The organism is Burkholderia sp. PAMC 26561, from assembly GCF_001557535.2.
In the GTDB taxonomy this organism is placed as follows: domain Bacteria; phylum Pseudomonadota; class Gammaproteobacteria; order Burkholderiales; family Burkholderiaceae; genus Caballeronia.
Genome location: NZ_CP014306.1, coordinates 2,082,536 through 2,107,073 on the forward strand (window position 1 = coordinate 2,082,536; position 24,538 = coordinate 2,107,073).

Consider the following 24,538-nt stretch of genomic DNA (forward strand, 5'->3'; position numbering starts at 1 on the left):
ATATATAGGAAGTTTATTACCATCGAGACAATTTTTCCAATATCGATATCTGTATTTGTCATAAGCAAATGAGGGCAATGTCCGAACGGCATTGCGGCGCATGACTCTACTGATATCGATGTGCGGCGTGGCTAGGACGCCGTCCTGACGGAACTACTAAAAACTGGGGCCCCCGAATGTATCAATACGATCAGATCGACCAGAAAATCGTCGACGAACGCGTCGCTCAATACAGCGACCAGGTGCGCCGACGTTTGTCCGGCGAGTTGAGCGAAGAGGAATTTCGTCCGCTGCGCCTGCAGAACGGTCTCTACATGCAGCGCCATGCGTATATGCACCGCATCGCGATTCCTTACGGCAATCTGCGCAGCGACCAGATGCGCATGCTCGGCACCATCGCGCGTGAGCACGACCGCAATTACGGCCACTTTTCGACGCGCACCAACATCCAGTTCAACTGGATCCAGCTCGAAGAAACGCCCGAGATCCTGCGCAAGCTGGCGTCGGTGCAAATGCACGGCATTCAAACGTCGGGAAACTGCATCCGCAATATCACGGCTGATCAGTTCGCCGGCGTGGCGCCCGATGAAATCGTCGATCCGCGTCCGTGGGCGGAAATTCTCCGTCAATGGTCGACCTTCCACCCGGAGTTCGCGTGGCTGCCGCGCAAGTTCAAGATCGCGGTGAATGGTTCGGTGGAAGATCGCGCGGCCGTGCAAGTGCACGATCTGGGCGTGTATCTGAAGAAGAACGAGGCCGGTGAAGTCGTCGCGAGCATCCTGGCGGGCGGCGGTCTGGGACGCACGCCGATCGTCGGCGCGGTGATCAAGGAAGATCTGCCGTGGCAGCATCTCCTGACGTATTGCGAAGCCGTATTGCGTGTGTATAACCGCTACGGCCGTCGCGACAATATGTATAAGGCGCGTATCAAGATCCTCGTGAAGGCGCTGAGCCCCGCCAAATTCGCGCAGCAAGTGGAAGAAGAATGGGCCCACTTGAAGGACGGTCCTTCCACGCTCACGCAAGAAGAGCTTGACCGGGTATCGCAATTCTTCGCTCCGCCCGCATATGAAAAGCTGCCGGACACGGATGCATCGTATGAAAAGCATCTGATCGACAGCAAGCCGTTCGCGCGCTGGATCGAACGTAACGTGCGGCCGCACAAGGTGGCGGGGTATGCGTCGGTGACGTTGTCGCTGAAGCCCACGGGCATTGCTCCCGGCGATGCAACGGACGTGCAGATGGAAGCCGTCGCCGATCTCGCCGATGAATATTCATTCGGTGAAATTCGTGTCTCGCACGAGCAGAACCTGATCCTGGCGAACGTGAAGAAGCGCGACTTGCATGCGGTGTGGGAACGCGCGAAGGCGCTGGGGTTTGCGACATCGAATATTGGTTTGCTGACCGATATCATCGCGTGCCCGGGCGGCGATTTCTGCTCGCTCGCCAACGCGAAGTCGATCCCGATTGCACAAGCCATTCAGGAACGCTTCAGCGATCTCGACTACGTATATGACCTGGGCGATCTGACGCTGAACATCTCCGGTTGCATCAATGCGTGCGGTCATCATCACATTGGCAACATCGGTGTTCTTGGCGTCGATAAGGACGGCTCGGAGTGGTATCAAGTGACGCTTGGCGGCGAGCAGAGCTCGGGCGCAACGGGCGCGCATCTGGGCCGCGTGATCGGCCCGTCGTTCTCGGCGGAAGAGATGCCCGACGTGGTGTCGCAAGTCATCGATACCTTCGTTGAGAATCGCATCGAGGGCGAGCGTTTCATCGAGACGTACGGCCGTATCGGAATTGCGCCGTTCAAGGAACGCGTGTACGCGTCGCGCCAGCCGGCGCATGTCTGAGGAATAAAGCACATGGCTTCGATTATCAAGAATCGCGAAGTGGTTGAAGACACTTGGCACGTGGTGCGTGCAGGTGAAGACGGTACGCTGCCTGCTGTCGATGCGTTGCTGCCCGGCAAGGTGATCGTGCCGTTCACGTGGTGGAAAGCGCACAAGGCATCGCTAGGTTCGGCGCACAAGAAAGAGCCGATCGGCGTCTGGCTTGCTCCCGACGACGAACCCGCCGAACTGGTCGAAGACTTCGACAAGATCGCGCTGATCGCGGTGGACTTTCCGAAGTTCAGCGATGGCCGCGGTTTCAGCATCGGCCGTTTGCTGCGCGAGCGTTATCACTGGAAGGGCGAGTTGCGCGCCATTGGCGACGTGCTGCGCGACCAGTTGCGCTTTCATGAACGCTGCGGTTTCGACGCGTTCGCCGTTCGCGCCGACAAGGACATTCACGACGCGTTGAACGCGTTCAGTGAACTGAGCATCCCGTATCAAGGCGCGGTCGACGATCCGGACCCGCTGTTCCGCCGCCGTGAAAAAGCTGCCGGGGCCGCTGCATGAATGTCGAACTGCAAGCCAAAGTCGAACGCCTGGACGCGTTGCTCGATTCCATCGCGCAACGCCATGCGAACGTCAAACTAGCCAGCAGCCTTGCCGCCGAAGACATGTTGCTCACACACGCGATTCTTTCGCGTGGGGTGAAGATCGGCATCTTCTCGCTCAACACCGGTCGTTTGCATGCTGAAACGCTCGACATGCTCGATCGCGTGAAAGAGCGCTATGGCTACGACATCGAACAGTTTCACCCGCAGCCGGAAGCGGTCGAAGAATACGTTCGCGACCACGGTCTGAACGCCTTCTATGAAAGCGTCGATCTACGCAAAAGCTGTTGCGGCATTCGCAAGGTCGAGCCGCTCAATCGTGCGCTGAGCAACGTGAGCGCATGGGTCACGGGACAGCGCCGCGAGCAGTCGGTCACACGCGTGGAACTGCACGAAGAAGAACACGATGCACCGCGCAGTATCGCCAAGTTCAATCCGCTTGCGGACTGGACCGAGGCAGAAGTCTGGGATTATCTGAAAGCCTTCGATGTCCCCGTGAACCCGCTGCATGCGCGTGGTTATCCGAGCATTGGCTGCGAGCCATGCACACGCGCAATCCGTCCGGGCGAAGACAGCCGGGCCGGCCGCTGGTGGTGGGAGTCGCGGGATACGAAGGAATGCGGCTTGCACGTCACGAACATCAAGATCGTGGAAGACCGGAGCGTCGCGCCCAGTTCGGCGCTCTGAACGTATTTGATATTGACGCACGGCGCCTCCACCTGGTGCCGTGCAAAGTAACCGAGGAACGACGCATATGAGCAGCACGCTCGATTCAACAGTCAACGCGCCCATCGCCAATCGCGGGACGCGGATGGACCATCTGGACTGGCTCGAAGCTGAGTCGATTCATATCCTGCGCGAACTCGTCGCCGAATGCAGCAAGCCCGCGCTGCTGTTCTCGGGCGGCAAGGATTCGGTCGTCGTGCTGCATCTCGCGTTGAAGGCGTTTGGCCTGGGCGCGGGCCGCAAGACCGTGCTGCCGTTTCCGCTGGTTCATATCGACACGGGCCACAACTTCAATGAGGTCATCGACTTCCGCGATCGCCGCGCCGCTGAAATTGGCGCTGAACTGGTGGTCGGTCACGTCGAGGATTCGATCAAGAAAGGCACCGTGCGCCTGCGTCGCGAAACGGACTCGCGTAACGCGGCGCAAGCGGTGACATTGCTCGAGACCATCGAAGAACATGGTTATACGGCGCTGATCGGCGGCGCGCGTCGGGATGAAGAAAAGGCCCGTGCGAAAGAACGCATCTTCTCTTTCCGCGATGAGTTCGGCCAGTGGGACCCGAAAGCGCAGCGCCCGGAATTGTGGAGCATCTATAACGCGCGTTTGCATAACGGCGAGCACTTGCGCGTGTTCCCTATCTCGAACTGGACCGAACTGGATATCTGGCAATACATCGGACGCGAGAAGCTTGAGTTGCCGTCGATCTATTACGCGCATGATCGCGAGATCATCCGACGCAACGGCTTGCTCGTGCCACTGACGCCGCTCACGCCGCTGCAGGAAGGGGAAGTATCGGAGGTGGCGCAAGTGCGTTTCCGTACCGTTGGCGACATCAGTTGCACGTGCCCGGTTGCAAGCGACGCTGACGACGTCGAGAAGATCATCGCGGAAACGGCCGTGACGGAAATCACGGAACGCGGCGCCACGCGCATGGACGACCAAGCGTCCGAGGCGGCCATGGAAACGCGCAAGAAACAAGGTTATTTCTAAGCCTCACGCTGGCACAAGGAACAGGGAAACATCATGAGCATTCATCAACCCGAAGACCTCGGCGTGTTGCGCTTCATCACCGCAGGCAGTGTGGACGACGGCAAGAGCACGCTGATCGGCCGCTTGCTGTTCGACAGCAAGGCGGTGTTGTCGGATCAGTTGTCGGCGTTGTCGCGCGCGAAGAACAAGCGCACCGTCGGCGATGAAATCGACCTGTCGCTGCTGACCGACGGCCTCGAAGCCGAGCGCGAGCAGGGCATCACCATCGACGTGGCATACCGCTATTTCGCGACGGCGAAGCGCAAGTTCATCATCGCCGATACCCCCGGACACGAGCAGTACACGCGCAACATGGTGACGGGCGCATCCACGGCGCATGCCGCGATCATTCTCGTGGACGCCACGCGCGTCACGTTCAAGGACGGCGTTGCGCAATTGCTGCCGCAGACCGTGCGTCATAGCGCGATCGTCAAGTTGCTCGGGCTGCAGCACGTGATCGTCGCGATCAACAAGATGGACCTGATCGACTTCAGCGAGTCGCGTTTCAACGAGATCCGCGATGCTTATGTCGAGCTCGCGCGCCGGCTCAATATCAGCAATGTGCGCTTCGTGCCGGTATCGGCGTTGAAGGGCGACAACATCGTGACCGCCAGCGAACGCATGCCGTGGTACGCGGGCGAACCGCTGCTCGATCTGCTCGAAGCATTGCCGGTAGCGCAGCCTGTCGAGCAGGCGCTGCGCTTTCCGGTGCAATGGGTCGCGCGTCAGGACGGCAACAAGGCCGACGATTTCCGCGGTTACATGGGGCGCGTGGAGTCGGGCGAAGTAAAGCTCGGCGATTCCATCACCGTGCTGCCCGCCAACCGGGATGCCACGGTGGCCGAGATCATTGCGCCGGTGCCGGGCGGTGTCGGGCAAGTAGATCGCGCGTTCGCGGGCCAGACGGTGACCATCCGCCTTGCCGAAGATATCGATGTCTCGCGCGGCGATACGTTCGTGCCGCGCAACGCGACCGGCGTGAAGGTGGAGCCGGCGAAAAAGCTCGATGCCGACCTTTGCTGGTTCGACGAAGAACCGCTTTCACCGCAACGCAAGTACTTGCTCAAGCAGACCACGAACACGGTGTTCGCGCGGATCGGTGCGATCAAGGAAGTGCTGGACGTGCATACGCTGTTGCATTCGGTTGATCGTCGTGATCTGAACATGAACGACATCGGCCGCGTGGCGCTGACGCTGCAAAAGCCGATCGTCTGCGATGCCTACGATACGCATCAGGGTACCGGCGCGTTCGTTCTTATCGATGAAGCGACGCATCACACGGTTGCGGCCGGGATGATTCGCTCGTTCTCAGCCTGAGCAATGACTATGGGTAAGGTTTATCTGATCGGCGCGGGGCCTGGTGCTGCAGACCTGATCACGGTTCGCGGCGCCCGGCTGCTGAGCCAGGCGCAAGTGGTTCTGCACGATGCGCTGATCGAGCCCGCCATGCTTGACTACGCGCCCGACGCGCATCGGATCGCCGTCGGCAAGCGTTGCGGACAGCGTTCGACGGCGCAGCATTTCATCAACAAGCAGATCGTCGATGCCGCGCGCGAGCATGACATCGTCGTGCGTTTGAAGGGAGGCGACCCCATGCTTTTCGGTCGCGCCGATGAAGAAATGCGCGCACTCGAAGCCGCGGGTATCGAATATGAAGTGGTGCCGGGGATCACGGCCGCGCTGGCGAGCGCTGCGACGCTGAAGCGCTCGCTCACGTTGCGCGGGGTATCGCGGAGCGTGGCGTTGGCGACCTATAGCCGCGCGCCGGACAGCGACGAGATCCGCGAGCAGGCCAGCGCCGATTCTCTCGTGTTCTACATGGGCCGCGACAGCGCGCCGGAGATTGCGCAGCAATTGATCGATGCAGGACGGGCGGGATCGACGCCGGTTGCTATCGTCGAGGCCTGCAGTACCGAGCGCGAGCGTTCGTTGACGCTGACGCTGGGTGAAATGGCACGTGGTGATGCACAGGATTGGCTCGATGCATCGCAGCCGAGTTTGCTGATGATCGGTGAGGCGTTCGCGGAGCGCGCGCTGGCAGAAGCCGGTCAGGTGAAAGCGGCCTTGCAAGCGGCGGCTTGATGTCTTTCGATTGAAAGTCCCCTGCCGGTCGATGACCGGCAGGGGACTTTTTTATTGCGCTAAACCTTCTCGACTTCGCGCAGCCCTATGCTCTGCGGTTTGCGAAACGCTGAGGCGATCTTGTCGCACTCGGACTTGGGGACATCGAACGCCTCAAAGTAGGTTCGCCATTCCCGTACTACACCCGACAGATGCTGGATGATTTCCGCTGCAGCGTGTTTGAGAAGCCCGAACCGCCCCGCAGCGGAGAGAGCATTATCGAGCGTCGCCAGGCGGCCCATTGCCGGACCGACGCCGAGCACCAGGAAACGTTCGGAGCCGACCTGCGGCTTCGGGACTACATCGTAAAGCTCGCTCAGGCGCCAACCCTTGTTCGCACCGTCCCACACAAACGCATGATTACGAAGATGATCGTCGTCGTTCGTCACGAGGATGTTGAACACCATGCGTTTGAACAGTTCGAGCTTGTCAGCCGCGACAAAACCAACCGCGCCGCGCTCGCTCAGCGTATCCGACAGATCCGTGTAGCTGGCGGAGGCAGTATCGCTTTCGTGCATCTTGAGCATGGTTAGAGCACTGACGACGTGCCGTTTGCCAAAGCTTCCCTCCGGCAACGGCACGCGGTCGAACCGCTCGATCAACATGACATCGCGTCCGTCGGGAAGGTGAACGGACCGGGTCGCCGGCACCCGCATGCCGCACTCACGGGCAAGCTCCAGCGTTGCGCGTTCTACCAGCGGCACGTTGAAACCGTCGCGGGCAACCGGGAATTTTGCGACCCACTGGCGGTTATCGTCGAGCAGCACGGCTTTTGGCCTTGCGCCGCCGAACGTCGCGCCTACGCTAAATAGCAATTGCAGTTTCTTCGGAACCGGCTTGCCTTCCTGAATCATCGCGGCGGCATCGAGTAGATAGGACAGCGCTTTTGCATCCGGCAATTTGCCCGGCTCCGCAGGTGAGGTCGGCGAGTCCCTGAAATCGAGCGCGCCCGTGCGGTGCGGACCGGCATGAGCGAGATATTCGGTCTCGGGCAGACCATCGGGCGCTGCCCGCAGCATATTCTCGATAACCCGCCGGCCCCAGAAGTCCGGCGCCGCGTCGCGAATCGCGCCAAATAACGCCAGTCCCGCTGGTGGTTGAAACACCACTTCTTTTGTTTTTTTTGCCTCGCTCAACGGCATGCTGACCGGGTCTACGGCCGTGGCGTTCGCGCGTTGCAGATACTTGTTTCCATAGACGAAAGTCGATGCAGTCGGTCTGATTCCTTCCTCGAGGAGTTCGAGCTTGCCGGCAGGTACGGCCTCCGACGACCCTTCCAGCGTAATGAAGACGTATTTGCTCCACGTCGAGGTATTAAAAATCATAGTCGTCCGTCTTCGCTGCGCTCTTGCGTGGGCGCACACGGGACTCTATCTGGCGGCGTGCTTCGCCTATCCGGTCGTTCTGAGGATTGGCGAGCGGCTCGAGCGTACCGAGAAGGCCTGCACGGTCGAATGCCTGAAGCCAGGATGCGAAACTCACGGAGACGTCGCCGCTTTCAATGCGTGCCAGGGTGCTCGGGCTCATGTTGGCCCGCTCGGAAAAGTCTTGCCGCGTCATGTTGCGCGCGATGCGTGCGGCGGCAACCGCGCGGCCGAACGAGGTCGCCCGCTGGTCCAGTTCAGGAGAGATGAAGTCCTTGTTGTTGCGTTTCATTTTGTCTTATCTGACATATAAACCCACTTAATTAGTCAGTATAGACAAATTCGACGCGACATCAATCTTGTTGAGCGAAAAAAATAGTCATATCTGACCAATAAACTGGTTTAATTGGTCAGATATGACTGTTTTTGCTGTTTCAATAGAGTGCGCGAGGCTCGAAGCGCTTGAATCTGCCGAGCTTATCCGATCTGGCGCAGGCAATACTGCGCAACTGCTTCCAGCACCGCTTCATCTTCCCCGACCGCCACCGCGCACTTGATCTCGACCGATGGAAACATTGCGCGGCATCGATCCAGCAACTCAGGAAGATCCCGCCGGATATGGCCGCCCTGGCCAAAAAACACGGGCACGACGGTAACGACATCACACCCGTCCGACCCAAGCTTTTCGATCGCCATGGGCAAATCCGGCGTCATCAATTCGAGGAACGCGAGGGAAACCGGATCGCTGCGCTGGGCGCGCAGCTTTGTCGCGAGGCGTTCGAAGGGCTCGGCCCAACGCGGATCACGTGCGCCGTGACCAAACAAAATCATGCCGTGCTTGCTCATTGCATGCTCCACAGAGGGCGAAACCGAGTGCCTGGTGTCTCTAGTGCCGATCGACCCAGCGCAGGCCGATCAATCCGACTATCAGATAGGCCAGTGCAGGCGCCGCGGCCGTGACGGGCGCGGGCCAGGTATTCAACGTGCCGATGTGCGAAAACAGCGTGTTGATCAACTGGAAACTCATGCCGATCATGATGCCGCCAAACACCTTCACGCCGACTACGCCAGCACGCGTGTGCAGGTACGCGAACGGCAGCGACAGCACCAGCATCACCAGCACCGCGAGCGGATACAAGATCTTGCGCCAGAACGCGATCTGATACCGCTGCGAATCCTGATGATTTTCCGTCAGATGCTGGATGTATCGAAACAGGTTGAACATCGACATCCGGTCGGGCGAAACCAGCAGCACTGAGAGAATCTGCGGCGTCAGTTCGGAGCGCAACGAATACTCGGGCAACGTTGTCTGCTGCGCACGATAAACCGGATTCAGGGCGTCGCCGGGGTTCACCGTTTGCGGCGGTGCATCGACGAGTTGCGTGTCCGTCACGCCCGTAAGCTTCCAATGACCCGGTGGCTGGAATACGCCGCTTTTTGCAATGCGCACGTTGGTCAGGCGCAACAATGAATCGAACTCATAGATCCGCACGTCCGCAATGGTCGTGTCAGGATTGAGGGTGCCGACGTTCACGAAACGCGTGACCTGCTCACCGTCGGCGCGTGCGGTCAGCGTGTCCTTCACCCAGACGCCGGATTCGAAGTTCATCGATACCGACGACCCCAGCGCCTCCAGCCTGACCTTTTCCGAAAGCTGATCGGAGTAGGGGCCCACCACTTCGCCGATAACATAAGTGAGCAGGACCATCGGAATGCCGATTTTCATCAGCGAACGCAACGCCTTGCCGGTCGACAATCCCGACACACGGAAAATGGTGAATTCCGACGCCGCAGCCATTTGCGCGAACACGTAGATGGCGCTGATCAACGCGGCGACGGGGATGATTTCGTAAAAACGCGACGGCGTTTGCAGCGCGACCCGAAGCACCGCCAGACCGAATTTGTAGTTGCCGTGCCCGACCGTATTCAGCTCATTGATCAGATCGAAAAAGAAGAACAGGCCGGAGAATGCAAATAGAATGAAAATGAACGCGAGATAAATCTGACGCGCGAAGTACCGTTCATAAATGCGCATGCGTCAGGCCCCCTTCGAACGCGTGAGGCTCGACAGCCGGAACAGCGGCCGATTGCGAATGCGCATCCAGAAGATGAACGCCACCAGCACCGAAACCAGTATGTGCAGCCCGAGCAGTCCGACGACAAACGAAACGCGTCCCTGCTCGATCCATGACTGCACAACGTTCAGCAGGTTCGAATAAGTCAGGTAGATCAGCACGGCCATGACGAGATTGATGGTTCGGCTGCGTCGCGGATTCTGGTACGAAAGCGGGATGGCAAGCAGCATGAGGTTGAGCGCGATGAGCGGCAACCCGGCGCGCCAGGCGATTTCAGCAAGATTCGTGCGGCTTGGGTCGGCAAGCAGTTCGTTCGTGTACATGCCTGTGGTCGACGGCGTATTCACGAACTGCTGGCTCTGGATCTTCACGCCGTATCGCTCGAATTCCATGATCCGGAAATTCGGCTGGCCGGGAATGCCGTCGTATCGGCGGCCGTTTTCCAGCACGACGAAACGGTCACCGTTCGCATGCGTTTCGGTATGACCATTCTTCGATACCACCACGTTCACCTTGCCGCCTTCCGTGCTGGTCACGAACACGTTCTGCACATGCCCCTGGTCCGGCGACATCTTCTCGATGAAAAACACGCGGTGACTCGTCGGCGATTCGCGGAACTGGCCGGGGGCGAGCAGCGACACTTCATCGCGCTGCTGGAAACGTGCCTTGATGAGTTTGCTCTGCTGGTTCGACCAGGGCCAGCCGATGAACGCAAAGAAGATGATCAGGATGATGATCGGCGTGGAAAATACGGCGACGGGCCTGATCAGTGCGGTCTGGCTCACGCCGGACGCAAGCCACACGACCATTTCCGAATCGCGATACCAGCGCGTGAGCACAAAAAGAATGGAGACGAACAGCGTGACGATCAGCATCACGGCCAGATAACCGATCACGGTGAGTCCGATCAGCACGACGACGTCGCGCGGATCGACCTGGCCTGACGCCGCGAAGCCGACGATGCGGATCATCATGGTGGTCAGCATGATGGTCAGCAGCACCATGAATACGGCACCGGCGGTGTACGCGAGTTCACGCTGAAGGGAGCGTTGGAAGATCATTGATTGATAGCTTGAAGCCGGCGGCGACTGACGGTTGGACGATATGCGGGCCCATCTTGGCGGCCGCATCTGGCCGCCATGCGATGACAAACGTGCAAACTGGACGAAGTCATGAGGGCAGACATTCGATCCGGGCATCGCTACCTGTGACCGCCTCGGAAAAAATAGCGGATAATTGCGGCTTTCATCCTTCAGCCAAGATTTTATCCGAGGATAAGCGCGATGGACTTTAGCATAAAAGCCTGTGATTGGAGCAAAGGCTCGGCAAATGGTTTCCTTAACGGAAAAGCCGATGTAGTAGTGCTCGGCGTGTTCGAAGCGCAGACGTTGACGGGCGCAGCCCGCGAGATTGATTTGGCGACCAAGGGTCTGCTCACGCGCACGGTGAAAGCCGGCGACATGAGCGGCAAGGCAGGTTCCACGCTGATGCTGACCGAAGTGACGGGTCTGGGCGCATCGCGTATTTTGCTGGTGGGTCTCGGCAAGCAGGACGGTTTCAACCAGAAGGCTTATGCGGAAGCGGCACGCGCCGCGTGGCGCGCGTTGCTCGCCACGAAGATTGCAAATGTTGCATTCACCCTTGCCCAATTGCCCGTGCCCGAGCGCACCGGCGACTGGGGTGTGCGCTGCGCCATCCTCGCGCTGCGCGAGCTGACCTACAAGTTCACGCAGATGAAGAGCAAGCCGGAAAACGGCGATCGTGCGTTGAAAAAGGTTGTGTTCAGCATCGACGCGACCGACGAAAAAGCCGCGAAGCTCGCGGTCAAGCACGCCACGGCGCTCGCCAACGGCATGGACCTGACGCGGGAGCTCGGCAACTTGCCGCCGAACGTCTGCACGCCGACGTATCTCGGCCATACCGCGAAAAAACTCGGTAAGGAATTCAAGCTGAAGGTCGAAGTGCTCGGCCAGAAGCAGATCGAAGCGCTCGGCATGGGCTCGTTCCTGTCGGTAGCGAAAGGCTCGATCGAACCGCCTGCGTTTATCGTGATGCATCATCAGGGCGCGGGTGCGAAGGCTGCGCCGGTCGTGCTCGTCGGCAAGGGCATCACGTTCGATACCGGCGGCATTTCCATCAAGCCGGGCGACAGCATGGACGAGATGAAGTACGACATGCTCGGCGCCGGTTCCGTGTTCGGCACCATGCGCGCCATCGCGGAAATGGGACTGAAGCTCAACGTGATCGGCGTGGTTCCGACCTGCGAGAACATGCCTGCCGGCAACGCAGTGAAGCCGGGCGACATCGTGACGTCCATGTCGGGCACGACCATCGAAGTGCTGAACACCGACGCCGAAGGCCGGCTGATCCTGTGCGACGCGCTGACCTACGTGGAACGCTTCAAGCCGGCCGCCGTGATCGATATCGCCACGCTGACCGGCGCGTGCGTGGTCGCGCTCGGCCATCACAACACGGGTCTGTTCTCGAAGGACGACGCGCTCGCGGGCGAACTGCTGGATGCATCGAAGGAAGCGATCGATCCGACTTGGCGCATGCCGCTCGACGACGAATATCAGGACCTGCTGAAGTCGAATTTCGCCGATCTTGCAAATATCGGCGGCCGGCCGGGCGGCGCGATTACGGCCGCGTGTTTCCTCTCGCGCTTTGCGCAGAACTATCCCTGGGCTCACCTCGATATCGCGGGTACGGCGTGGAAGAGCGGCGCTGCGAAGGGCGCAACCGGCCGTCCGGTGCCGTTGCTCACGCAATTCCTCGTGGATCGCGCGGGGTAATGAGTTTGCGCGTATCGAGCATTACGGGCGCCGGCAGGGAGGCGCGGGCATGACGCGGATCGACTTTCATTCGAATGTGGGCGATTCGATTGCGTACGCCTGCCGCCTCGCACGCAAGGCGTACATGAGCGGCCAGCCGTTGATCGTGCTGGCCGAACCCGAGCGGCTGAAACGTTTCGACGAACAATTGTGGACGTTCAAGCCGCTCGAATTCGTGCCGCATTGCATGGCGGACAGCGCACTTGCGGCCGACACGCCGGTGTTGCTGGCGGCGTCGCTCGATACGGTGCTGGAGAACCAGCAGCATCAGATCCTGCTGAACCTCGGCGCCGCCGTGCCGCCCCAATTCGCGCGTTTTGAACGGCTGCTGGAAGTGGTCGGCAACGACGAGCATGAACTCGTGGCGGGGCGGGAGCGCTACCGGTTCTATCGCGATCGCGGGTATGTGCTCAACAACTACAAACAGGGCGCCGGAGCGTGAAACCTCCGGGATGGCGCGCCGCCGCGTACAGGGTATGATCCCCGAAAACGCCGGCCGTTATCCTAAAGGCGTGCCTGCCATCAAGACGGAGTCCACTCGTGCCCATCACCACCGCGCCCGATACGGCCGAATCACCCGATAACTTCGATTCCTCCATCCCTGTTCTCACCGATGTCATTGTGCCCGGACGCGCCGAGCGTGCCCGCGTGGCGCCGCGTGCGCCTGAGCCGGTGTTGTCGCCTGCGGTGGCTGCGCCTGGCGCAGTCGCGCACGGCACCGACCGCGATGCCGACCAGATCGCGGAACGGCTGCGCGGCCGGTTTACTCATTTCCTCACCGGCGATGGACGCACGCTGATCGAAGAGCGGTGCCGCGAATCCTTGCAGGAGCATTCCACGTGGCTTGTCAGCCAGATCACGCGCGAAGTCGCGCTGGCGCTTGAAACAGAGCTGACGGAGTGGGTGCGGGAAGCTGTGGCGGACGAGCTGGAACGGCGGGGCCGTGGCTAAGGTTCGGACGTCATTCGGACATCACTTCAACGAAAGAATCCAGTCCGCCAAAGCGTGCGCCTGATCGGGCGTGACTTGCGTATTGGCGGGCATCGGCACGACGCCCCAGTCGCCCACACCGCCTTCCGCAATCTTGCGCGCCACGATCTCATGGGCGCCGGGAACGTCCGCGTATCGGGCGGCGACATGTTTGAACGATGGCCCCATGAAATCGCGCGATATCGAATGACAGCTCATGCAGTTGCTGCCCTGAGCGAGCACAAGACGCGGATCGGAGTTTGTCGGCTGTTGCGCATGAACGTTTGCTGCGCTGCAAACAAGCACCCACGCAATTCCCCATTTGCTCAATCGAATACCGAACGCCATGTGGTCTCCGTTGGTTTTTAACCTGGCCGGTTGCGCCACAGTATAAAAGACAAGGGGCGCACGATCTGCATCGTGCGCCCCTGGACGTTCGGCTGCGAACTTGGACGATCAACCCGTCACAGCGCCCTTGTTCGCCGGCAACGCCAGCGCGGCGTACTTGGCCAGCACGCCGCGCGTATATCGTGGCGCGGGTTTCTTCCACTCGCCGCGGCGGCGTTCGATCTCCTTGTCGTCCACGTTGAGTTGAAGCAGCAGCTTGTGCGCGTCGATGGTGATCGAATCGCCTTCCTTGACCAGCGCAATCGTGCCGCCCACGAACGCTTCCGGCGCGACGTGGCCGACCACCATGCCCCAGGTGCCGCCGGAGAAACGGCCATCGGTAATGAGGCCCACGGATTCACCCAGGCCCTGGCCGACGATCGCCGACGTCGGCGCCAGCATTTCCGGCATGCCGGGACCGCCTTGCGGCCCGAGGTAACGCAGCACGACGATATCGCCGGCCTTGATCTGCCCCGCGACGATCGCGGTCATTGCGCTTTGCTCGTCCTCGAACACGCGGGCCGGGCCCGTGATCACCGGGTTCTTCAGGCCGGTGATCTTGGCGACCGCGCCGTCCGTGGCCAGATTTCCCTTCAGGATCGCGAGATGACCTTCGTCGTAAAGCGCTTTGTCGATGGGGAAAATCACGTCCTGGTCAGCCCGCGGCTTCGACGGAATGTCCTTCAATTCTTCCGCGAGCGTCTTGCCCGTGATCGTGATGCAATCGCCGTGAAGCATGCCGGCGTCGAGCAGGATCTTCATGACTTGCGGAATGCCGCCCGCCTTGTGCAGATCGGTCGCCACGTACTGGCCCGACGGTTTCAGATTGCAGATCACCGGCACTTTCTTGCGCATGCGTTCGAAGTCGTCGATGGTCCATTCCACTTCCGCGGCGTGCGCAATAGCCAGGTAATGCAGCACGGCGTTAGTCGAGCCGCCCGTGGCCATGATCAGCGCGACGGCGTTTTCGATGGACTTCTTCGTGATGATGTCGCGCGGCTTGAGGTCGGCTTTCACGGCTTCGACCAGCACGCGCGCAGATTCCGCCGCGGACGTGACTTTTTCCTCGTCGGGGTTCGCCATCGTCGATGAATACAGCAGCGACATGCCGAGCGCCTCGAACGACGAACTCATGGTGTTCGCCGTGTACATGCCGCCGCACGAACCGCTCGACGGGCATGCGTTTCTCTCGATGCCGTCGAAATCTTCCTTCGACATCCGCCCGGCCGAAAACTCGCCCACGGCCTCGAACGACGACACGATGGTCAGGTCCTTGCCCTTCCAGTTGCCCGGCCGAATGGTCCCGCCATACACGTAGATGCCCGGCACGTTGATGCGCGCAAGGCCGATCATGCCGCCCGGCATGTTCTTGTCGCAGCCGCCGATCACGACCACGCCGTCCATCCACTGGCCTTGCACCGCCGTTTCAATACAATCCGCGATCACTTCGCGCGAGACAAGCGAGTACTTCATGCCTTCGGTGCCCATCGACATGCCGTCGGAAATCGTCGGCGTGCCAAAAATCTGCGGATTGGCGTCCGACTTGCGGATGGATTCGACGGCGGCGTCCGCCAGCTTTTGCAGGCCCGAATTGCACGGCGTGATGGTGGAGTGACCGTTCGCGATGCCGATCATCGGCTTGTCGAAGTCTTCTTCCTTGTAGCCGAGGGCGTAATACATCGAGCGGTTCGGGGAACGCGCGACGCCTTGCGTGATGTTTTTCGAGCGGCGATTGAAGGCCATGTGGGGGCTCCTTGAGAATATTTTTGTTTGATCGCAGAAGGATGGAGCTTCCGCGAACGCGTGTCCAATATATTATTCAGGGTCTATAAGGTCGCGGAAGGTATCAGTGGAAACGCGAAACATCGAACTCAGATTGTTGCGGTATTTTGTGACGGTTGCCGAGGAAATGCACTTTGGGCGGGCGGCCGGACGGCTTGCGATGACCCAGCCGCCGTTGTCGCAGGCCATTCGCTCGCTCGAGGAGATGCTCGGCGTGGCGTTGTTCGTGCGGACCAAGCGCTCGGTCGAGCTGACGCCCGTCGGCAAGGATTTGCTGCCGGAGGTGCGGCGGCTGCTGGCCGGCGCCGACGCGCTGCGGCCGCTCGCGCAGTCGCTTGCGCGGGGCGAGGCGGGGGTTTTATCGCTGGCGTTCGTTTCCACCGCCGATTACGGCCTCTTGCCTTTGCTGCTGCGCGATTTCGGCGCGCGATACCCTGGCGTGCGGCTGCAACTCGTGGAAGCGACCAGCGACGTGCAGGTGGAAGAGCTGGTGGCGGGGCGAATCGATGCCGGTCTGGTCATTCCGCCGTTGCCGCCGCGTCACGCGGTGGCGTTGTCGTATTTGCCGATCGCGCGCGAACCACTCGTCATCGCGATGTCGAGCGATGCCGCGGCCGAACTGGACCTGGGCGCCGAGGAATGGTCCGATACGCCCGTAAGCCTCCACCGGCTCGCCGACGCCCCGCTCGTCGTCTTTCCGCGGCGTCTCGCGCCGGATTTCTATGACATGATCATGGGCTGCTACGGCGCCGCCGGCCTGATGCCGCGCATTGGGCAGGAGGCCATCCAGATGCAGACCATCGTCAGTTTGGTGTCCGCTGGAATGGGCGTCGCGCTCGTGCCGCAATCGCTGCGTCATCTGCGAAGGACCGGAGTGGTGTATCGTCCGTTGCTCGAATCCGGGCCGGTCGTCGAGACGGGTCTGATGTGGCGCGCGGCGGAGGTCAGCCCGGTGCTCGCCGGTTTTATCGATATAGTGCGCGCTCATGCGGCCACCGTGCCCGCGCTGCCGTGACTCCTACACGTACATAGAAACATGCTCATTCACCCGAACTTCGATCCGATTGCCATTCATCTCGGCCCGCTCGCCGTGCGCTGGTATGGCCTCATGTATTTGCTGGCGTTCATTCAATGCATTGTGATCGGACGGATCAGGCTGCGGTTGCCTTACGTGTCGGCGCAGGGCTGGACCACGAAAGACATCGACGACATCCTGTTCTACGGCGTGCTCGGCACCATTCTCGGCGGCCGGCTGGGGTACGTGGTGTTCTACAAATCGAGTTTCTATCTCGCGCATCCGCTCGATATCTTCAAGGTATGGGAAGGCGGCATGTCCTTTCACGGCGGCATGCTCGGCGTGATCACCGCCATGATCCTGTTCGCGTGGCAACGCAAGCGGACGTGGCTGCAGGTCACCGACTTCGTCGCGCCCATGGTGCCGCTCGGCCTTGCCGCGGGACGTTTCGGCAATTTCATCAACGGTGAGTTGTGGGGGCGTGTGACGAACCCGAACGCGCCGTGGGCGATGCTCTTCCAGAACGCGTCCCCTGATGACGCCATCTGGCTGCAAAAGCATCCCGACCTCGACGCGCAATGGCATCTGCGGGAAATTTTCGATCGATACCAGATGCTGCCGCGCCATCCGTCGCAGTTGTATGAGATTGCGCTGGAGGGTTTTGCGTTGTTTATCGTGATGTGGCTGATGTCGAGAAAGCAGCGGCCGGTCGGTGCGATTTCGGCGGTGTTTCTGATTGGTTACGGTATCGCGCGATTTACGGTGGAGTTCGCTCGCGAGCCGGATGACTACCTGGGGTTGCTGGCCGCGAATCTCTCGATGGGGCAGTGGCTTTCATTGCCGATGATCATCGTGGGAATTGGAATGCTGGTCTGGTCTTACAAGCGGGGACGTATGGTGCCCTCTGACCCGGCGAAGGTTTCCTGAGCAGCAAATCGATTCGTGGAAAATGAAAAGCCTCGCGTAAAAGCGAGGCTTTTCATGCCGAGGCGGCAAAAGTGCTTAACGATTCATCTGTACCGAACCCGACACATTCACCGTCACGGTCGACGTACCCGCTTCCAGCGCCATTGGCGCGGCCATCTTCGCATCCGCGTTCATGCTTCGGGCGGCCATCATCATGACCGGTCTCGGCGATGACCCGTTATGCCCGATATTCACTTCACGAATCGCATAACCGCTGTACCCGAACGCCTGCGATGAAGCCTGCGCCTGCTGCTTGAACGAAGCGATCGCGCGCGTGGAAAGCTTCTGCTCCGCCTCGCGCTGCGCCTCGGGCGACAACGAGAACGTGACGCTGCCCACCTGCATGGCGTCGCTCATCTTGCCGGCGAGCTTGGTTGCTGCCGTGAAGTCCTTCGATTCCAGCACGACTTCCGTGCGGCCGCGCCATGCGGAGATGCGGCCATCGCGATCGGTCGATGGATAGACCGTGAACGCGCCACTATGAGCCGTCACGTTATCGACACCCTTTGCCATACGCAACGCGGCATCGGCGCGCTGATTCAGCACGCTTGTCAGCGACCCCGCGTCCTTCGCTTCCTGCTCGTAGAAGAGCGTGATATCGACGACATCCTGAGGCACGTCCTCGCTCGCCTGCGCCGCCAGCGACAACACGCCGGACGGTTGTGCCTGGGTGACGGAGCTTTGCGCGAACGCGTTCTGCGCCATGGCAGCGCCTGCAATAAGCGCGATGGCGGCAAGTGCCGAAGTGGTATTTTTCTTTGTCATCGTTTAACTCCGTAAGCATGAGTGCACGTCAATGTGACCGTTGCTTAGGCGACGATGGCGCTCGCGAAGTTCCCTTCAATCGAGTTACAAAAGATGTTCGGTTATAAAGCGCCATTGCGCTTCGGTGACAGGCGTGATCGATAACCGATTGCCGCGCGCAAGCACCTGCATATCCGCAAGCTCCGCGTGTTCGCGCAGCGTCGAGAGGGGAATAAGCGGTGTTTTCCTGACGAAGTGGACATCGACGAGAAGCCAGCGCGGCTTGTCCTGCGATGACTTCGGATCGAAGTAAGGACTCGACGAATCGAATTGCGTGGGATCGGGATAAGCCGCCGACGATACCTTCGCAATCCCCGCGATACCCGGTTGCGGGCAACTCGAGTGATAGAACAGCACGCCGTCGCCGAGCTCCATGCCGTCACGCATGAAGTTGCGCGCCTGATAATTGCGCACGCCGGTCCAGGGCAAGGTTTTTTTCGGAGCGTGAGCGAGATGGTCGATGCTCGCTTCGTCCGGTTCCGACTTCATCAGCCAGTAGCGCATGAACGTCGCCCGCGAAATGTGTGCGCCGCGTCAATGTTCGCAGCGCACACGATACAAAAGAAAACGGCATCGGAAAAAATCCGACGCCGTTAGCTTGATCAACCTGTTGCTTGCAGCTTCACGTCTAAAAAACGCATGCTGCAGAATGAGGTCCCCGCCCAAGCCGCTAGGCCGGCATCCTGAACCTGGGTTCAAGATTGGTCGCAGTAAGCAGCACCTTGGGCTCATCAGACAGAGTGACGCGCTCGCCAGTGCTACAAGATCCCACAACCGTGCACAATGGCATTGGTTCAAGGAATATATGACCTTGGCAAACCAGGCAGGGAACAATCACTGTACACCAATCGCCCCGCCGATGCAGCACTGATACGGGAAAACTTTATGTCAGTCGCAACACAATAACGTTCGTGACACGGCGCGCGCAGCGTTAGCAAACATATACGCAAGCATGGCCATTGCGAATTACTGCGCTTCGTATTGTGAAATCACGACGCCGAGTTGTTCGTTCATTTGATGCATCGTGCGGCGGATCTCTTCGGCGGGGAACGCTTCGCCGTGACGCACGCTGCTTTGCAGCTTGAGCAATTCCGAAGCAAGCGACAACGCCGCCATCACCGCAATCCGGTCCGTGCCGCGCACGCTGCTTGCATTGCGCACCTTCGACATTTCCGCATCCACTCGTGCGACCGCTTCACGCAGCGCAGCTTCGGTTTCCGGTGAGCAGGCGAGCCGGTACGGCGCGCCGAGAATGGATACCTCGATCTGCTTGGTCGTCATGCCTTTTCTCCGTGATGGTGTGATTCCTCATGCAACGCGCCGTTCGCCGCTTCGGCGGTGTCCGGTTCGCTGCTGGCATCGGGAGGCAAAAGGGCAAGCTGGTTATCCGGCTCGGGCGCGTTTTTCGCACGCGGCAATTTTTCGAGGATTGCGTTGAGGCGAACCTGTGCATCGTCGATTTTCGCCGATAACGAATCGCGCTCCGCCACCAGGGCGTCGCGCTCTTCACGCACGTTGGCAAGTTCCTGCTGCGCGAGCGCAAACTCCGAGCGCAACTGGTCGAGTTGCTGGGAGAGAGCGTCATGCGCTTGATGATGCCGTTCGCTGATTTTGATCAGCCGGCCAATATTTTGTGACAGTGATTCGAGTTCGTTGAGCATGTGCTGCGTCCTCTTAAGACCTCGCATTTTAGCGCGCTTCGCTGGCGCTTCAGAAATTTGGTTCGTTTCCAGACGTAACAGCAGTTTGAAGTCAATGCATCGGCGCGAGCCTTTATTCGTAAGGGGAAATGATTTATCGAGTTGTTTGTCGACAGTTTTTAACGCTGGCTCGATGGCTCGCTTATCGGCTCGCGGAACGACTTTTGAACGTCTCTGAAAGTACCCCTTCAATTCCGTTTGAACGTTACCGGTACGACCAGAACGCAGGTGAATCGAATGCTCGCGCGACTGCATGATCCTGCTTTCTTGACGGGTCCCGGTGCCGCTCTTAAACTCGCGGCACCTTGGTGCTCGCGCATGCCCGATCCGGCGTGCGCAGTTAAACGGGAAGCAGGAAGCAACGTCCGCCCGGACCGCGCCAACCTGCGCTGCCCCCGCAACGGTAAGCGACCGCAACGCAAGTTGCAAGCCGGTTCCACGCGTGACGTCCGCCCATTCTACGACTCGATACCGCTCGAATGGCCCGGACAGCACGCTCATGCCACTGCGCCTTTCGCGCGGGAAGGCGGGCCGATATGTCGCCAGCCCGGATACCGGCCTCGGGGAGAGCGCGGCCTCGCGGCTGCGCTCGTCACGCATGGACCTGCGGGGAGCGGGTCGCGCATGCCTTTACCGGATCTTCCTGCAATCATGGCTTCACCTATTGCCCGCGCCGTCCTGCTGGTTTTCGGCAGTTTACCCGTTGTTGCGAACGCTCAGTCCTCGACCAGTTCCTCAGGATCTCCCAGCGAGCCCGTCACGCTCGCGCCTGTCGTGGTGACCACCACCCGCGCGCCGCAAAAGCTCGCGGATTCCATCGCGCAGACGACGCTCTTCGACCAGCAGGATATCGCCGATTCCAATGCTACCGATGTCGCCGGTCTCCTCGCACTTGCGCCCGGCGTGCAGATCACGCGCAACGGCGGTCCGGGTTCAAGCGCGGGATTGTTCCTGCGCGGCGCGTCGTCGGCGCAATCGCTCGTGTTGATCGACGGCGTGCGTGTCGAGTCGGCCGGACTAGGCGCGGCCCAACTGTCGCAACTCATGCTCGATCAGATCGACCACGTGGAGGTGGTCAACGGCAATGTGTCGGCGCTTTATGGATCAAACGCGGTGGGCGGCGTCGTGCAGATCTTCACGAAGGATGGCGGCAATCATCCGCCGCGCTTCAACTTCGAGACCGAGGTGGGCAGTTATCACACGCAGCGCCAGCAGGTCGGTGCGAACGGCGCGCTCGATAAAGACGGCCGCACCACGTTCAACGTGACGCTCTCGCGCGAGAAGACCGACGGGTTTTCATCGATCGATCCTTCGACCTCGCCGAATGTGAATCCGAACGCGAACGGGTATTTGAACGAGAGCGTGTCGGCGACGTTGCGTCATCAGTTCAGCGACAAGTGGGACGCGGGCGTGCGCTTTTTGCAGTCGAACGGTATCAACAGTTTCGACAGCGCCTACGGCCTGCCCACCGACGACAACGAATCGCACAACCGCGTGCGTTCCACTTCGGTCTTTGCAAACGGCAAGATCACCGACACCTGGACCACGCACTTCACCGTGGCGCAGGGTCAGGATCGCGCGGACACGCAGTTGAACGGCGTCTACAACAGCAAGTTCAATTCGGAGAACCGCCAGTACACGTGGCAGAACGATATCGCGCTGACGCCGGATCACAAGTTCGTATTCGGCTACGAACATCTCGACCAGACGCTTGATTCGGATCAGGTCGCGGCTCCCGATCGTCATGTGAATTCGGGATTCGCGGGTTATGTCGGCAACGTCGGGGCAAACCAGTTCCAGGCGAATGTTCGTCGCGACCAGTATTCGGATTTCGGCGGCGCCAACAGTTATTACCTCGGCTATGGCTACCATTTCGATGCGCACTGGAAAGCCACGCTCAGCTATTCCGATGCATTCCGCGCGCCGACCTTCGACGATCTGTACTATCCGTTCAGCGGCAATCCATCGATACAACCCGAGCGCAGCCATTCGGTCGAGGCCGCGCTGCAATATGCATCGAACGCGGTGGGGATCTTGCGGCTGACCGCGTTCCAGACGCGATACACGAACCTGATCAACTACGTATCGGACGGCGGCGGTTTTTTCATCGCGCAGAACGTGGGGCGCGCGAAGGTGCAGGGGCTCGAGGGATCGTGGCAGGGGCACGTCGGGCGCACGGATGTCCGGGCGTCGTTCACGCTGCAAAATCCTGTCGATGAAACCGATCAGCAGGACCTGACGCGCCGCGCCCGGCGCTTTGCGACGCTTGCCGTGAACCGGTCGATCGGCGGCTGGCGCGTCGGCGGCGAATGGATCACGAGCGGGGCGCGCGAAGACTTCGACTCGACGCTCGGCGGTTATGGTTTGGTGAATCTGTCGGCGCGCTACGACATCACGAAGTCGTGGTACGTCGGCGCGCGGATCGACAATGTGTTCAACAAGGACTATCAGCTTGCGTATTCATACAACACGCCGCGGCGCGGTGCCTACATCACGCTTGGCTGGCGGCAGCGGTGAACGCTAAGCGTATCGACGCCCGGCGTATGGACGCCCCGCGCGCTTTCGCTATCTGGATCGCGCTCGCCCTTGTGACGCTGGCTGTATTCGTCGCGTCGCTGGCCATCGGAAGCGTGCCGGTGGCGCCTGTGCGTGTCGTGCATGCACTTTTATCGTCATCGAATGACGTGCTCGATGAAATCGTGCGCAGCCTGCGGTTGCCGCGCGCGCTGGGCGGGTTTGCATCGGGCGCGCTGCTTGCGATGGCCGGCGCGCTGCTGCAAGTCCTGTTGCGCAACCCGCTCGCCGAGCCGTATGTGCTTGGTGTATCGGGCGGCGCGGCGGCGTTCGCGCTCGCTGCAATGCTGTTCTCCATGTCGTGGTGGAGCGTCGATGTCGCCGCGTTCGCGGGCGCATTCTTGTCGATACTGCTCGTCCTCGGACTTGCGCGGCGCGAGTTGTGGCGGGGTGAACCGCAGGATGCATCGCCGAGATTGTTGCTGACCGGCGCGGTGATCGCGGCAGGGTGGGGCGCGTTGATTACATTGATGCTCGCCGTTGCGCCCGAGAACCGCTTGCGCGGCATGGTGTTCTGGCTCACGGGCGATCTCAACGGCGTTGCGATGCCGTGGCCCGCGTTGATCGCGTTGCTGATTGCGTTGATCGCGATTGTGCCGGCTGCGCCCCAGCTCAACGTGCTGCTGCGTGGCGACATTGCGGCCGAAGCGCTCGGCGTGCGGGTCGTGCGCTTGCGGTTGCGCGTGTATCTCGTGGCATCGCTGGCGGCGGCCGCTGCCGTTACGACTGCCGGGACGATCGGGTTCATCGGGCTCGTCGTGCCGCATGTGTTGCGGCTCGCGTTCGGTAACGACCAACGCATGTTGCTGCCTGCATCGGCGATCGCGGGCGGACTGGCGGTGATGGGCGCGGACCTGATCGCGCGCACGGTGATCGCGCCCGCACAATTGCCGGTGGGTGTCATCACGGCCTTGATCGGCGTGCCGGTGTTCTTGTGGATGCTGCTGAGGCGCACGCCATGAACGGACTTCACGTTGCTCGACTCACTTTGCGCGCGGCGGATCGCGTCTTGATCGCCGATCTGACGCAGACCTTTGCGCCCGGCGAGATGTGGTGCATCGCGGGGCCGAACGGCGCAGGCAAGACGACGCTGATTTCGGCGCTGGCGGGTTTGTCGAAGGAACCGTCGGGCGCGATTTCTCTGGATGGCCGCATGCTTCGCGACTGGCGCCCGAACGACCTGGCGCGTCGTCGCGCATTGATGCCGCAAGCCTCGCACGACGCCTTCAGCGCAACCGTTCTCGACACCGTCATGCTCAACCGCTTCCCGCACTTGACGGGTTGGGGTTGGGAAAGCGATGCGGATCGCGGCGCTGCGCACGCAGCTTTGGAAACGCTTGGCCTCGCTCCGCTCGCATTGCGCGATGTCCAGTCGCTTTCCGGCGGCGAACGCCAGCGTGTATCGCTTGCTGCGACCTTGTGCCAGGACGCGCCGCTCTTGTTGCTCGACGAACCTCTTTCCCATCTCGACCTGCATCATCAGATCGATTGCCTGGAAGCGTTGAGCGGCTGGAGCAAGGCTCCCGGGCGCAGCGTAATTTTCTCGTGTCACGATCTGAACCTGGCCCGGCGTTTCGCGACGCACGCATTGCTGCTCGATGGCGCCGGCCACGCGCATGCCGGCCCGGTCCGCGAAGTCCTCACGCCCGAGCGCGCGAGTGTTGCGTTCGGCTATCCGCTAACCTTGATTCAGCAGGACGGACACGAAGCGCTCGTGCCCGCGATGCGCTCACCTCAACGATGAACAC

General features: G+C 60.6%; 25 protein-coding genes, 1 other RNA gene and 1 riboswitch. Of the genes, 14 read left to right on the forward strand and 12 right to left on the reverse strand.

All coding sequences use genetic code 11. From position 1 onward, the window contains the following. Positions 1-176: 176 nt before the first annotated feature. The 6 genes from AXG89_RS09650 to cobA all read left to right on the forward strand — a co-directional run bounded on the left by AXG89_RS09650 (position 177) and on the right by cobA (position 6,284). Positions 177-1,856 carry a nitrite/sulfite reductase gene (locus AXG89_RS09650; RefSeq protein ID WP_062169451.1) on the forward strand — a complete coding sequence of 560 codons (1,680 nt, stop codon included), beginning with the start codon at positions 177-179 and terminating at the stop codon, positions 1,854-1,856. 12 nt (positions 1,857-1,868) lie between these two features. After that, positions 1,869-2,405, forward strand: coding sequence for a DUF934 domain-containing protein (locus AXG89_RS09655; protein ID WP_062169453.1), 537 nt, complete (start codon positions 1,869-1,871; stop codon positions 2,403-2,405). After that, on the forward strand, positions 2,402-3,133 hold the full coding sequence (locus AXG89_RS09660; protein WP_062169455.1) for a phosphoadenylyl-sulfate reductase: 732 nt from the start codon (positions 2,402-2,404) through the stop codon (positions 3,131-3,133). The genes AXG89_RS09655 and AXG89_RS09660 overlap by 4 nt, the downstream gene beginning before the upstream one ends. Positions 3,134-3,200: 67 nt before the next feature. Next, positions 3,201-4,163: a sulfate adenylyltransferase subunit CysD gene (gene cysD / locus AXG89_RS09665; RefSeq protein ID WP_062000733.1), complete on the forward strand. Its 963-nt coding sequence runs from the start codon at positions 3,201-3,203 to the stop codon at positions 4,161-4,163. A 30-nt stretch (positions 4,164-4,193) separates the two neighbouring features. Then, positions 4,194-5,519 carry a sulfate adenylyltransferase subunit 1 gene (locus AXG89_RS09670; RefSeq protein ID WP_172811961.1) on the forward strand — a complete coding sequence of 442 codons (1,326 nt, stop codon included), beginning with the start codon at positions 4,194-4,196 and terminating at the stop codon, positions 5,517-5,519. 9 nt (positions 5,520-5,528) lie between these two features. Further along, positions 5,529-6,284 (forward strand): uroporphyrinogen-III C-methyltransferase, encoded by a 756-nt coding sequence (cobA, locus tag AXG89_RS09675; RefSeq protein WP_062169457.1) that lies wholly within the window; start codon positions 5,529-5,531, stop codon positions 6,282-6,284. Positions 6,285-6,343: 59 nt separating this feature from the next. Here the strand turns inward: cobA and AXG89_RS09680 are convergent, their stop codons facing one another. The 5 genes from AXG89_RS09680 to lptF all read right to left on the reverse strand — a co-directional run bounded on the left by AXG89_RS09680 (position 6,344) and on the right by lptF (position 10,823). After that, positions 6,344-7,648 carry a type II toxin-antitoxin system HipA family toxin gene (locus AXG89_RS09680; RefSeq protein WP_062169459.1) on the reverse strand — a complete coding sequence of 435 codons (1,305 nt, stop codon included), beginning with the start codon at positions 7,646-7,648 and terminating at the stop codon, positions 6,344-6,346. Beyond that, the gene (locus tag AXG89_RS09685; protein WP_061998759.1) at positions 7,638-7,979 is read right to left on the reverse strand and encodes a helix-turn-helix domain-containing protein; all 342 of its coding nucleotides are present in this window, start codon (positions 7,977-7,979) and stop codon (positions 7,638-7,640) included. Before AXG89_RS09685 ends, AXG89_RS09680 begins: the two co-directional genes overlap by 11 nt. A 185-nt stretch (positions 7,980-8,164) precedes the next feature. Next, entirely contained in the window at positions 8,165-8,533 is a 369-nt protein-coding gene (locus tag AXG89_RS09690; RefSeq protein WP_062169460.1) for a sirohydrochlorin chelatase, read from the reverse strand. Positions 8,534-8,573: 40 nt separating this feature from the next. Then, complete coding sequence (lptG, locus tag AXG89_RS09695) at positions 8,574-9,722, reverse strand: LPS export ABC transporter permease LptG (RefSeq protein WP_061998761.1); 1,149 nt, start codon at positions 9,720-9,722, stop codon at positions 8,574-8,576. Positions 9,723-9,725: 3 nt separating this feature from the next. Next, positions 9,726-10,823 carry an LPS export ABC transporter permease LptF gene (lptF, locus tag AXG89_RS09700; protein ID WP_061998762.1) on the reverse strand — a complete coding sequence of 366 codons (1,098 nt, stop codon included), beginning with the start codon at positions 10,821-10,823 and terminating at the stop codon, positions 9,726-9,728. A 222-nt stretch (positions 10,824-11,045) separates the two neighbouring features. Between lptF and AXG89_RS09705 the strand changes: the two genes are divergently transcribed. The 3 genes from AXG89_RS09705 to AXG89_RS44325 all read left to right on the forward strand — a co-directional run bounded on the left by AXG89_RS09705 (position 11,046) and on the right by AXG89_RS44325 (position 13,544). Further along, positions 11,046-12,554, forward strand: coding sequence for a leucyl aminopeptidase (locus tag AXG89_RS09705; RefSeq protein ID WP_062169461.1), 1,509 nt, complete (start codon positions 11,046-11,048; stop codon positions 12,552-12,554). A 49-nt stretch (positions 12,555-12,603) separates the two neighbouring features. Then, positions 12,604-13,035 carry a DNA polymerase III subunit chi gene (locus AXG89_RS09710; RefSeq protein ID WP_061998764.1) on the forward strand — a complete coding sequence of 144 codons (432 nt, stop codon included), beginning with the start codon at positions 12,604-12,606 and terminating at the stop codon, positions 13,033-13,035. A 98-nt stretch (positions 13,036-13,133) separates the two neighbouring features. Next, positions 13,134-13,544: a DUF2486 family protein gene (locus tag AXG89_RS44325; RefSeq protein ID WP_305954607.1), complete on the forward strand. Its 411-nt coding sequence runs from the start codon at positions 13,134-13,136 to the stop codon at positions 13,542-13,544. Positions 13,545-13,565: 21 nt separating this feature from the next. On the opposite strand, the gene AXG89_RS09720 is transcribed toward AXG89_RS44325, so the two are convergent. Together AXG89_RS09720 and ilvD are read right to left on the reverse strand one after the other, a co-directional pair. Further along, positions 13,566-13,910 (reverse strand): c-type cytochrome, encoded by a 345-nt coding sequence (locus AXG89_RS09720; RefSeq protein WP_069638342.1) that lies wholly within the window; start codon positions 13,908-13,910, stop codon positions 13,566-13,568. 108 nt (positions 13,911-14,018) lie between these two features. After that, positions 14,019-15,692: a dihydroxy-acid dehydratase gene (gene ilvD / locus AXG89_RS09725; protein WP_061998765.1), complete on the reverse strand. Its 1,674-nt coding sequence runs from the start codon at positions 15,690-15,692 to the stop codon at positions 14,019-14,021. Positions 15,693-15,858: 166 nt separating this feature from the next. Here ilvD and AXG89_RS09730 point away from each other — a divergent pair, with 166 nt between their 5' ends. Beyond that, positions 15,859-16,746: a LysR family transcriptional regulator gene (locus AXG89_RS09730; RefSeq protein ID WP_062170486.1), complete on the forward strand. Its 888-nt coding sequence runs from the start codon at positions 15,859-15,861 to the stop codon at positions 16,744-16,746. A 21-nt stretch (positions 16,747-16,767) separates the two neighbouring features. Continuing rightward, a complete protein-coding gene (gene lgt, locus AXG89_RS09735; RefSeq protein ID WP_061998766.1) occupies positions 16,768-17,673 on the forward strand; it encodes a prolipoprotein diacylglyceryl transferase in 906 nt (301 codons plus the stop codon). A gap of 75 nt (positions 17,674-17,748) precedes the next feature. Here lgt and AXG89_RS09740 read toward each other — a convergent pair whose 3' ends face one another. From AXG89_RS09740 to AXG89_RS09760, 5 genes are all read right to left on the reverse strand, one after another. Further along, positions 17,749-18,477 (reverse strand): SIMPL domain-containing protein, encoded by a 729-nt coding sequence (locus tag AXG89_RS09740; protein WP_062169462.1) that lies wholly within the window; start codon positions 18,475-18,477, stop codon positions 17,749-17,751. 84 nt (positions 18,478-18,561) lie between these two features. Next, positions 18,562-19,020, reverse strand: a complete 459-nt coding sequence (locus tag AXG89_RS09745) for an EVE domain-containing protein (RefSeq protein WP_062169463.1) — start codon at positions 19,018-19,020, stop codon at positions 18,562-18,564. 147 nt (positions 19,021-19,167) lie between these two features. Continuing rightward, a non-coding RNA gene (gene ssrS / locus AXG89_RS09750) (6S RNA) lies at positions 19,168-19,349 on the reverse strand. A 133-nt stretch (positions 19,350-19,482) separates the two neighbouring features. Beyond that, entirely contained in the window at positions 19,483-19,797 is a 315-nt protein-coding gene (locus tag AXG89_RS09755) for a cell division protein ZapA (RefSeq protein ID WP_056351781.1), read from the reverse strand. Then, on the reverse strand, positions 19,794-20,177 hold the full coding sequence (locus AXG89_RS09760) for a hypothetical protein (protein ID WP_061998769.1): 384 nt from the start codon (positions 20,175-20,177) through the stop codon (positions 19,794-19,796). Before AXG89_RS09760 ends, AXG89_RS09755 begins: the two co-directional genes overlap by 4 nt. Positions 20,178-20,505: 328 nt before the next feature. Next, a riboswitch (cobalamin riboswitch) is annotated at positions 20,506-20,793 on the forward strand. Between the two features lie 74 nt (positions 20,794-20,867). Here AXG89_RS09760 and AXG89_RS09765 point away from each other — a divergent pair. From AXG89_RS09765 to AXG89_RS09775, 3 genes are read left to right on the forward strand one after another with little or no spacing between them, the layout of a single operon-like run. Then, complete coding sequence (locus AXG89_RS09765) at positions 20,868-22,733, forward strand: TonB-dependent receptor domain-containing protein (RefSeq protein WP_062169464.1); 1,866 nt, start codon at positions 20,868-20,870, stop codon at positions 22,731-22,733. Positions 22,734-22,759: 26 nt separating this feature from the next. Continuing rightward, a complete protein-coding gene (locus AXG89_RS09770) occupies positions 22,760-23,752 on the forward strand; it encodes a FecCD family ABC transporter permease (RefSeq protein WP_062170488.1) in 993 nt (330 codons plus the stop codon). Then, entirely contained in the window at positions 23,749-24,534 is a 786-nt protein-coding gene (locus tag AXG89_RS09775; protein ID WP_062169466.1) for an ABC transporter ATP-binding protein, read from the forward strand. The genes AXG89_RS09770 and AXG89_RS09775 overlap by 4 nt, the downstream gene beginning before the upstream one ends. Positions 24,535-24,538 lie beyond the last annotated feature (4 nt).

What these genes read in the sequence shown, in the direction of transcription:
- AXG89_RS09650 (WP_062169451.1), top strand. Translation starts at nt 177, where the DNA reads ATGTATCAATACGATCAGATCGACCAGAAAATCGTCGACGAACGCGTC.
- AXG89_RS09655 (WP_062169453.1), top strand. Translation starts at nt 1,869, where the DNA reads ATGGCTTCGATTATCAAGAATCGCGAAGTGGTTGAAGACACTTGGCAC.
- AXG89_RS09660 (WP_062169455.1), top strand. Translation starts at nt 2,402, where the DNA reads ATGAATGTCGAACTGCAAGCCAAAGTCGAACGCCTGGACGCGTTGCTC.
- cysD (WP_062000733.1), top strand. Translation starts at nt 3,201, where the DNA reads ATGAGCAGCACGCTCGATTCAACAGTCAACGCGCCCATCGCCAATCGC.
- cobA (WP_062169457.1), top strand. Translation starts at nt 5,529, where the DNA reads ATGGGTAAGGTTTATCTGATCGGCGCGGGGCCTGGTGCTGCAGACCTG.
- AXG89_RS09680 (WP_062169459.1), bottom strand. Translation starts at nt 7,648, where the DNA reads ATGATTTTTAATACCTCGACGTGGAGCAAATACGTCTTCATTACGCTG.
- AXG89_RS09685 (WP_061998759.1), bottom strand. Translation starts at nt 7,979, where the DNA reads ATGAAACGCAACAACAAGGACTTCATCTCTCCTGAACTGGACCAGCGG.
- AXG89_RS09690 (WP_062169460.1), bottom strand. Translation starts at nt 8,533, where the DNA reads ATGAGCAAGCACGGCATGATTTTGTTTGGTCACGGCGCACGTGATCCG.
- lptG (WP_061998761.1), bottom strand. Translation starts at nt 9,722, where the DNA reads ATGCGCATTTATGAACGGTACTTCGCGCGTCAGATTTATCTCGCGTTC.
- lptF (WP_061998762.1), bottom strand. Translation starts at nt 10,823, where the DNA reads ATGATCTTCCAACGCTCCCTTCAGCGTGAACTCGCGTACACCGCCGGT.
- AXG89_RS09705 (WP_062169461.1), top strand. Translation starts at nt 11,046, where the DNA reads ATGGACTTTAGCATAAAAGCCTGTGATTGGAGCAAAGGCTCGGCAAAT.
- AXG89_RS09710 (WP_061998764.1), top strand. Translation starts at nt 12,604, where the DNA reads ATGACGCGGATCGACTTTCATTCGAATGTGGGCGATTCGATTGCGTAC.
- AXG89_RS09720 (WP_069638342.1), bottom strand. Translation starts at nt 13,910, where the DNA reads ATGGCGTTCGGTATTCGATTGAGCAAATGGGGAATTGCGTGGGTGCTT.
- ilvD (WP_061998765.1), bottom strand. Translation starts at nt 15,692, where the DNA reads ATGGCCTTCAATCGCCGCTCGAAAAACATCACGCAAGGCGTCGCGCGT.
- AXG89_RS09730 (WP_062170486.1), top strand. Translation starts at nt 15,859, where the DNA reads ATGCACTTTGGGCGGGCGGCCGGACGGCTTGCGATGACCCAGCCGCCG.
- lgt (WP_061998766.1), top strand. Translation starts at nt 16,768, where the DNA reads ATGCTCATTCACCCGAACTTCGATCCGATTGCCATTCATCTCGGCCCG.
- AXG89_RS09740 (WP_062169462.1), bottom strand. Translation starts at nt 18,477, where the DNA reads ATGACAAAGAAAAATACCACTTCGGCACTTGCCGCCATCGCGCTTATT.
- AXG89_RS09745 (WP_062169463.1), bottom strand. Translation starts at nt 19,020, where the DNA reads ATGCGCTACTGGCTGATGAAGTCGGAACCGGACGAAGCGAGCATCGAC.
- AXG89_RS09755 (WP_056351781.1), bottom strand. Translation starts at nt 19,797, where the DNA reads ATGACGACCAAGCAGATCGAGGTATCCATTCTCGGCGCGCCGTACCGG.
- AXG89_RS09760 (WP_061998769.1), bottom strand. Translation starts at nt 20,177, where the DNA reads ATGCTCAACGAACTCGAATCACTGTCACAAAATATTGGCCGGCTGATC.
- AXG89_RS09765 (WP_062169464.1), top strand. Translation starts at nt 20,868, where the DNA reads ATGGCTTCACCTATTGCCCGCGCCGTCCTGCTGGTTTTCGGCAGTTTA.
- AXG89_RS09770 (WP_062170488.1), top strand. Translation starts at nt 22,760, where the DNA reads ATGGACGCCCCGCGCGCTTTCGCTATCTGGATCGCGCTCGCCCTTGTG.
- AXG89_RS09775 (WP_062169466.1), top strand. Translation starts at nt 23,749, where the DNA reads ATGAACGGACTTCACGTTGCTCGACTCACTTTGCGCGCGGCGGATCGC.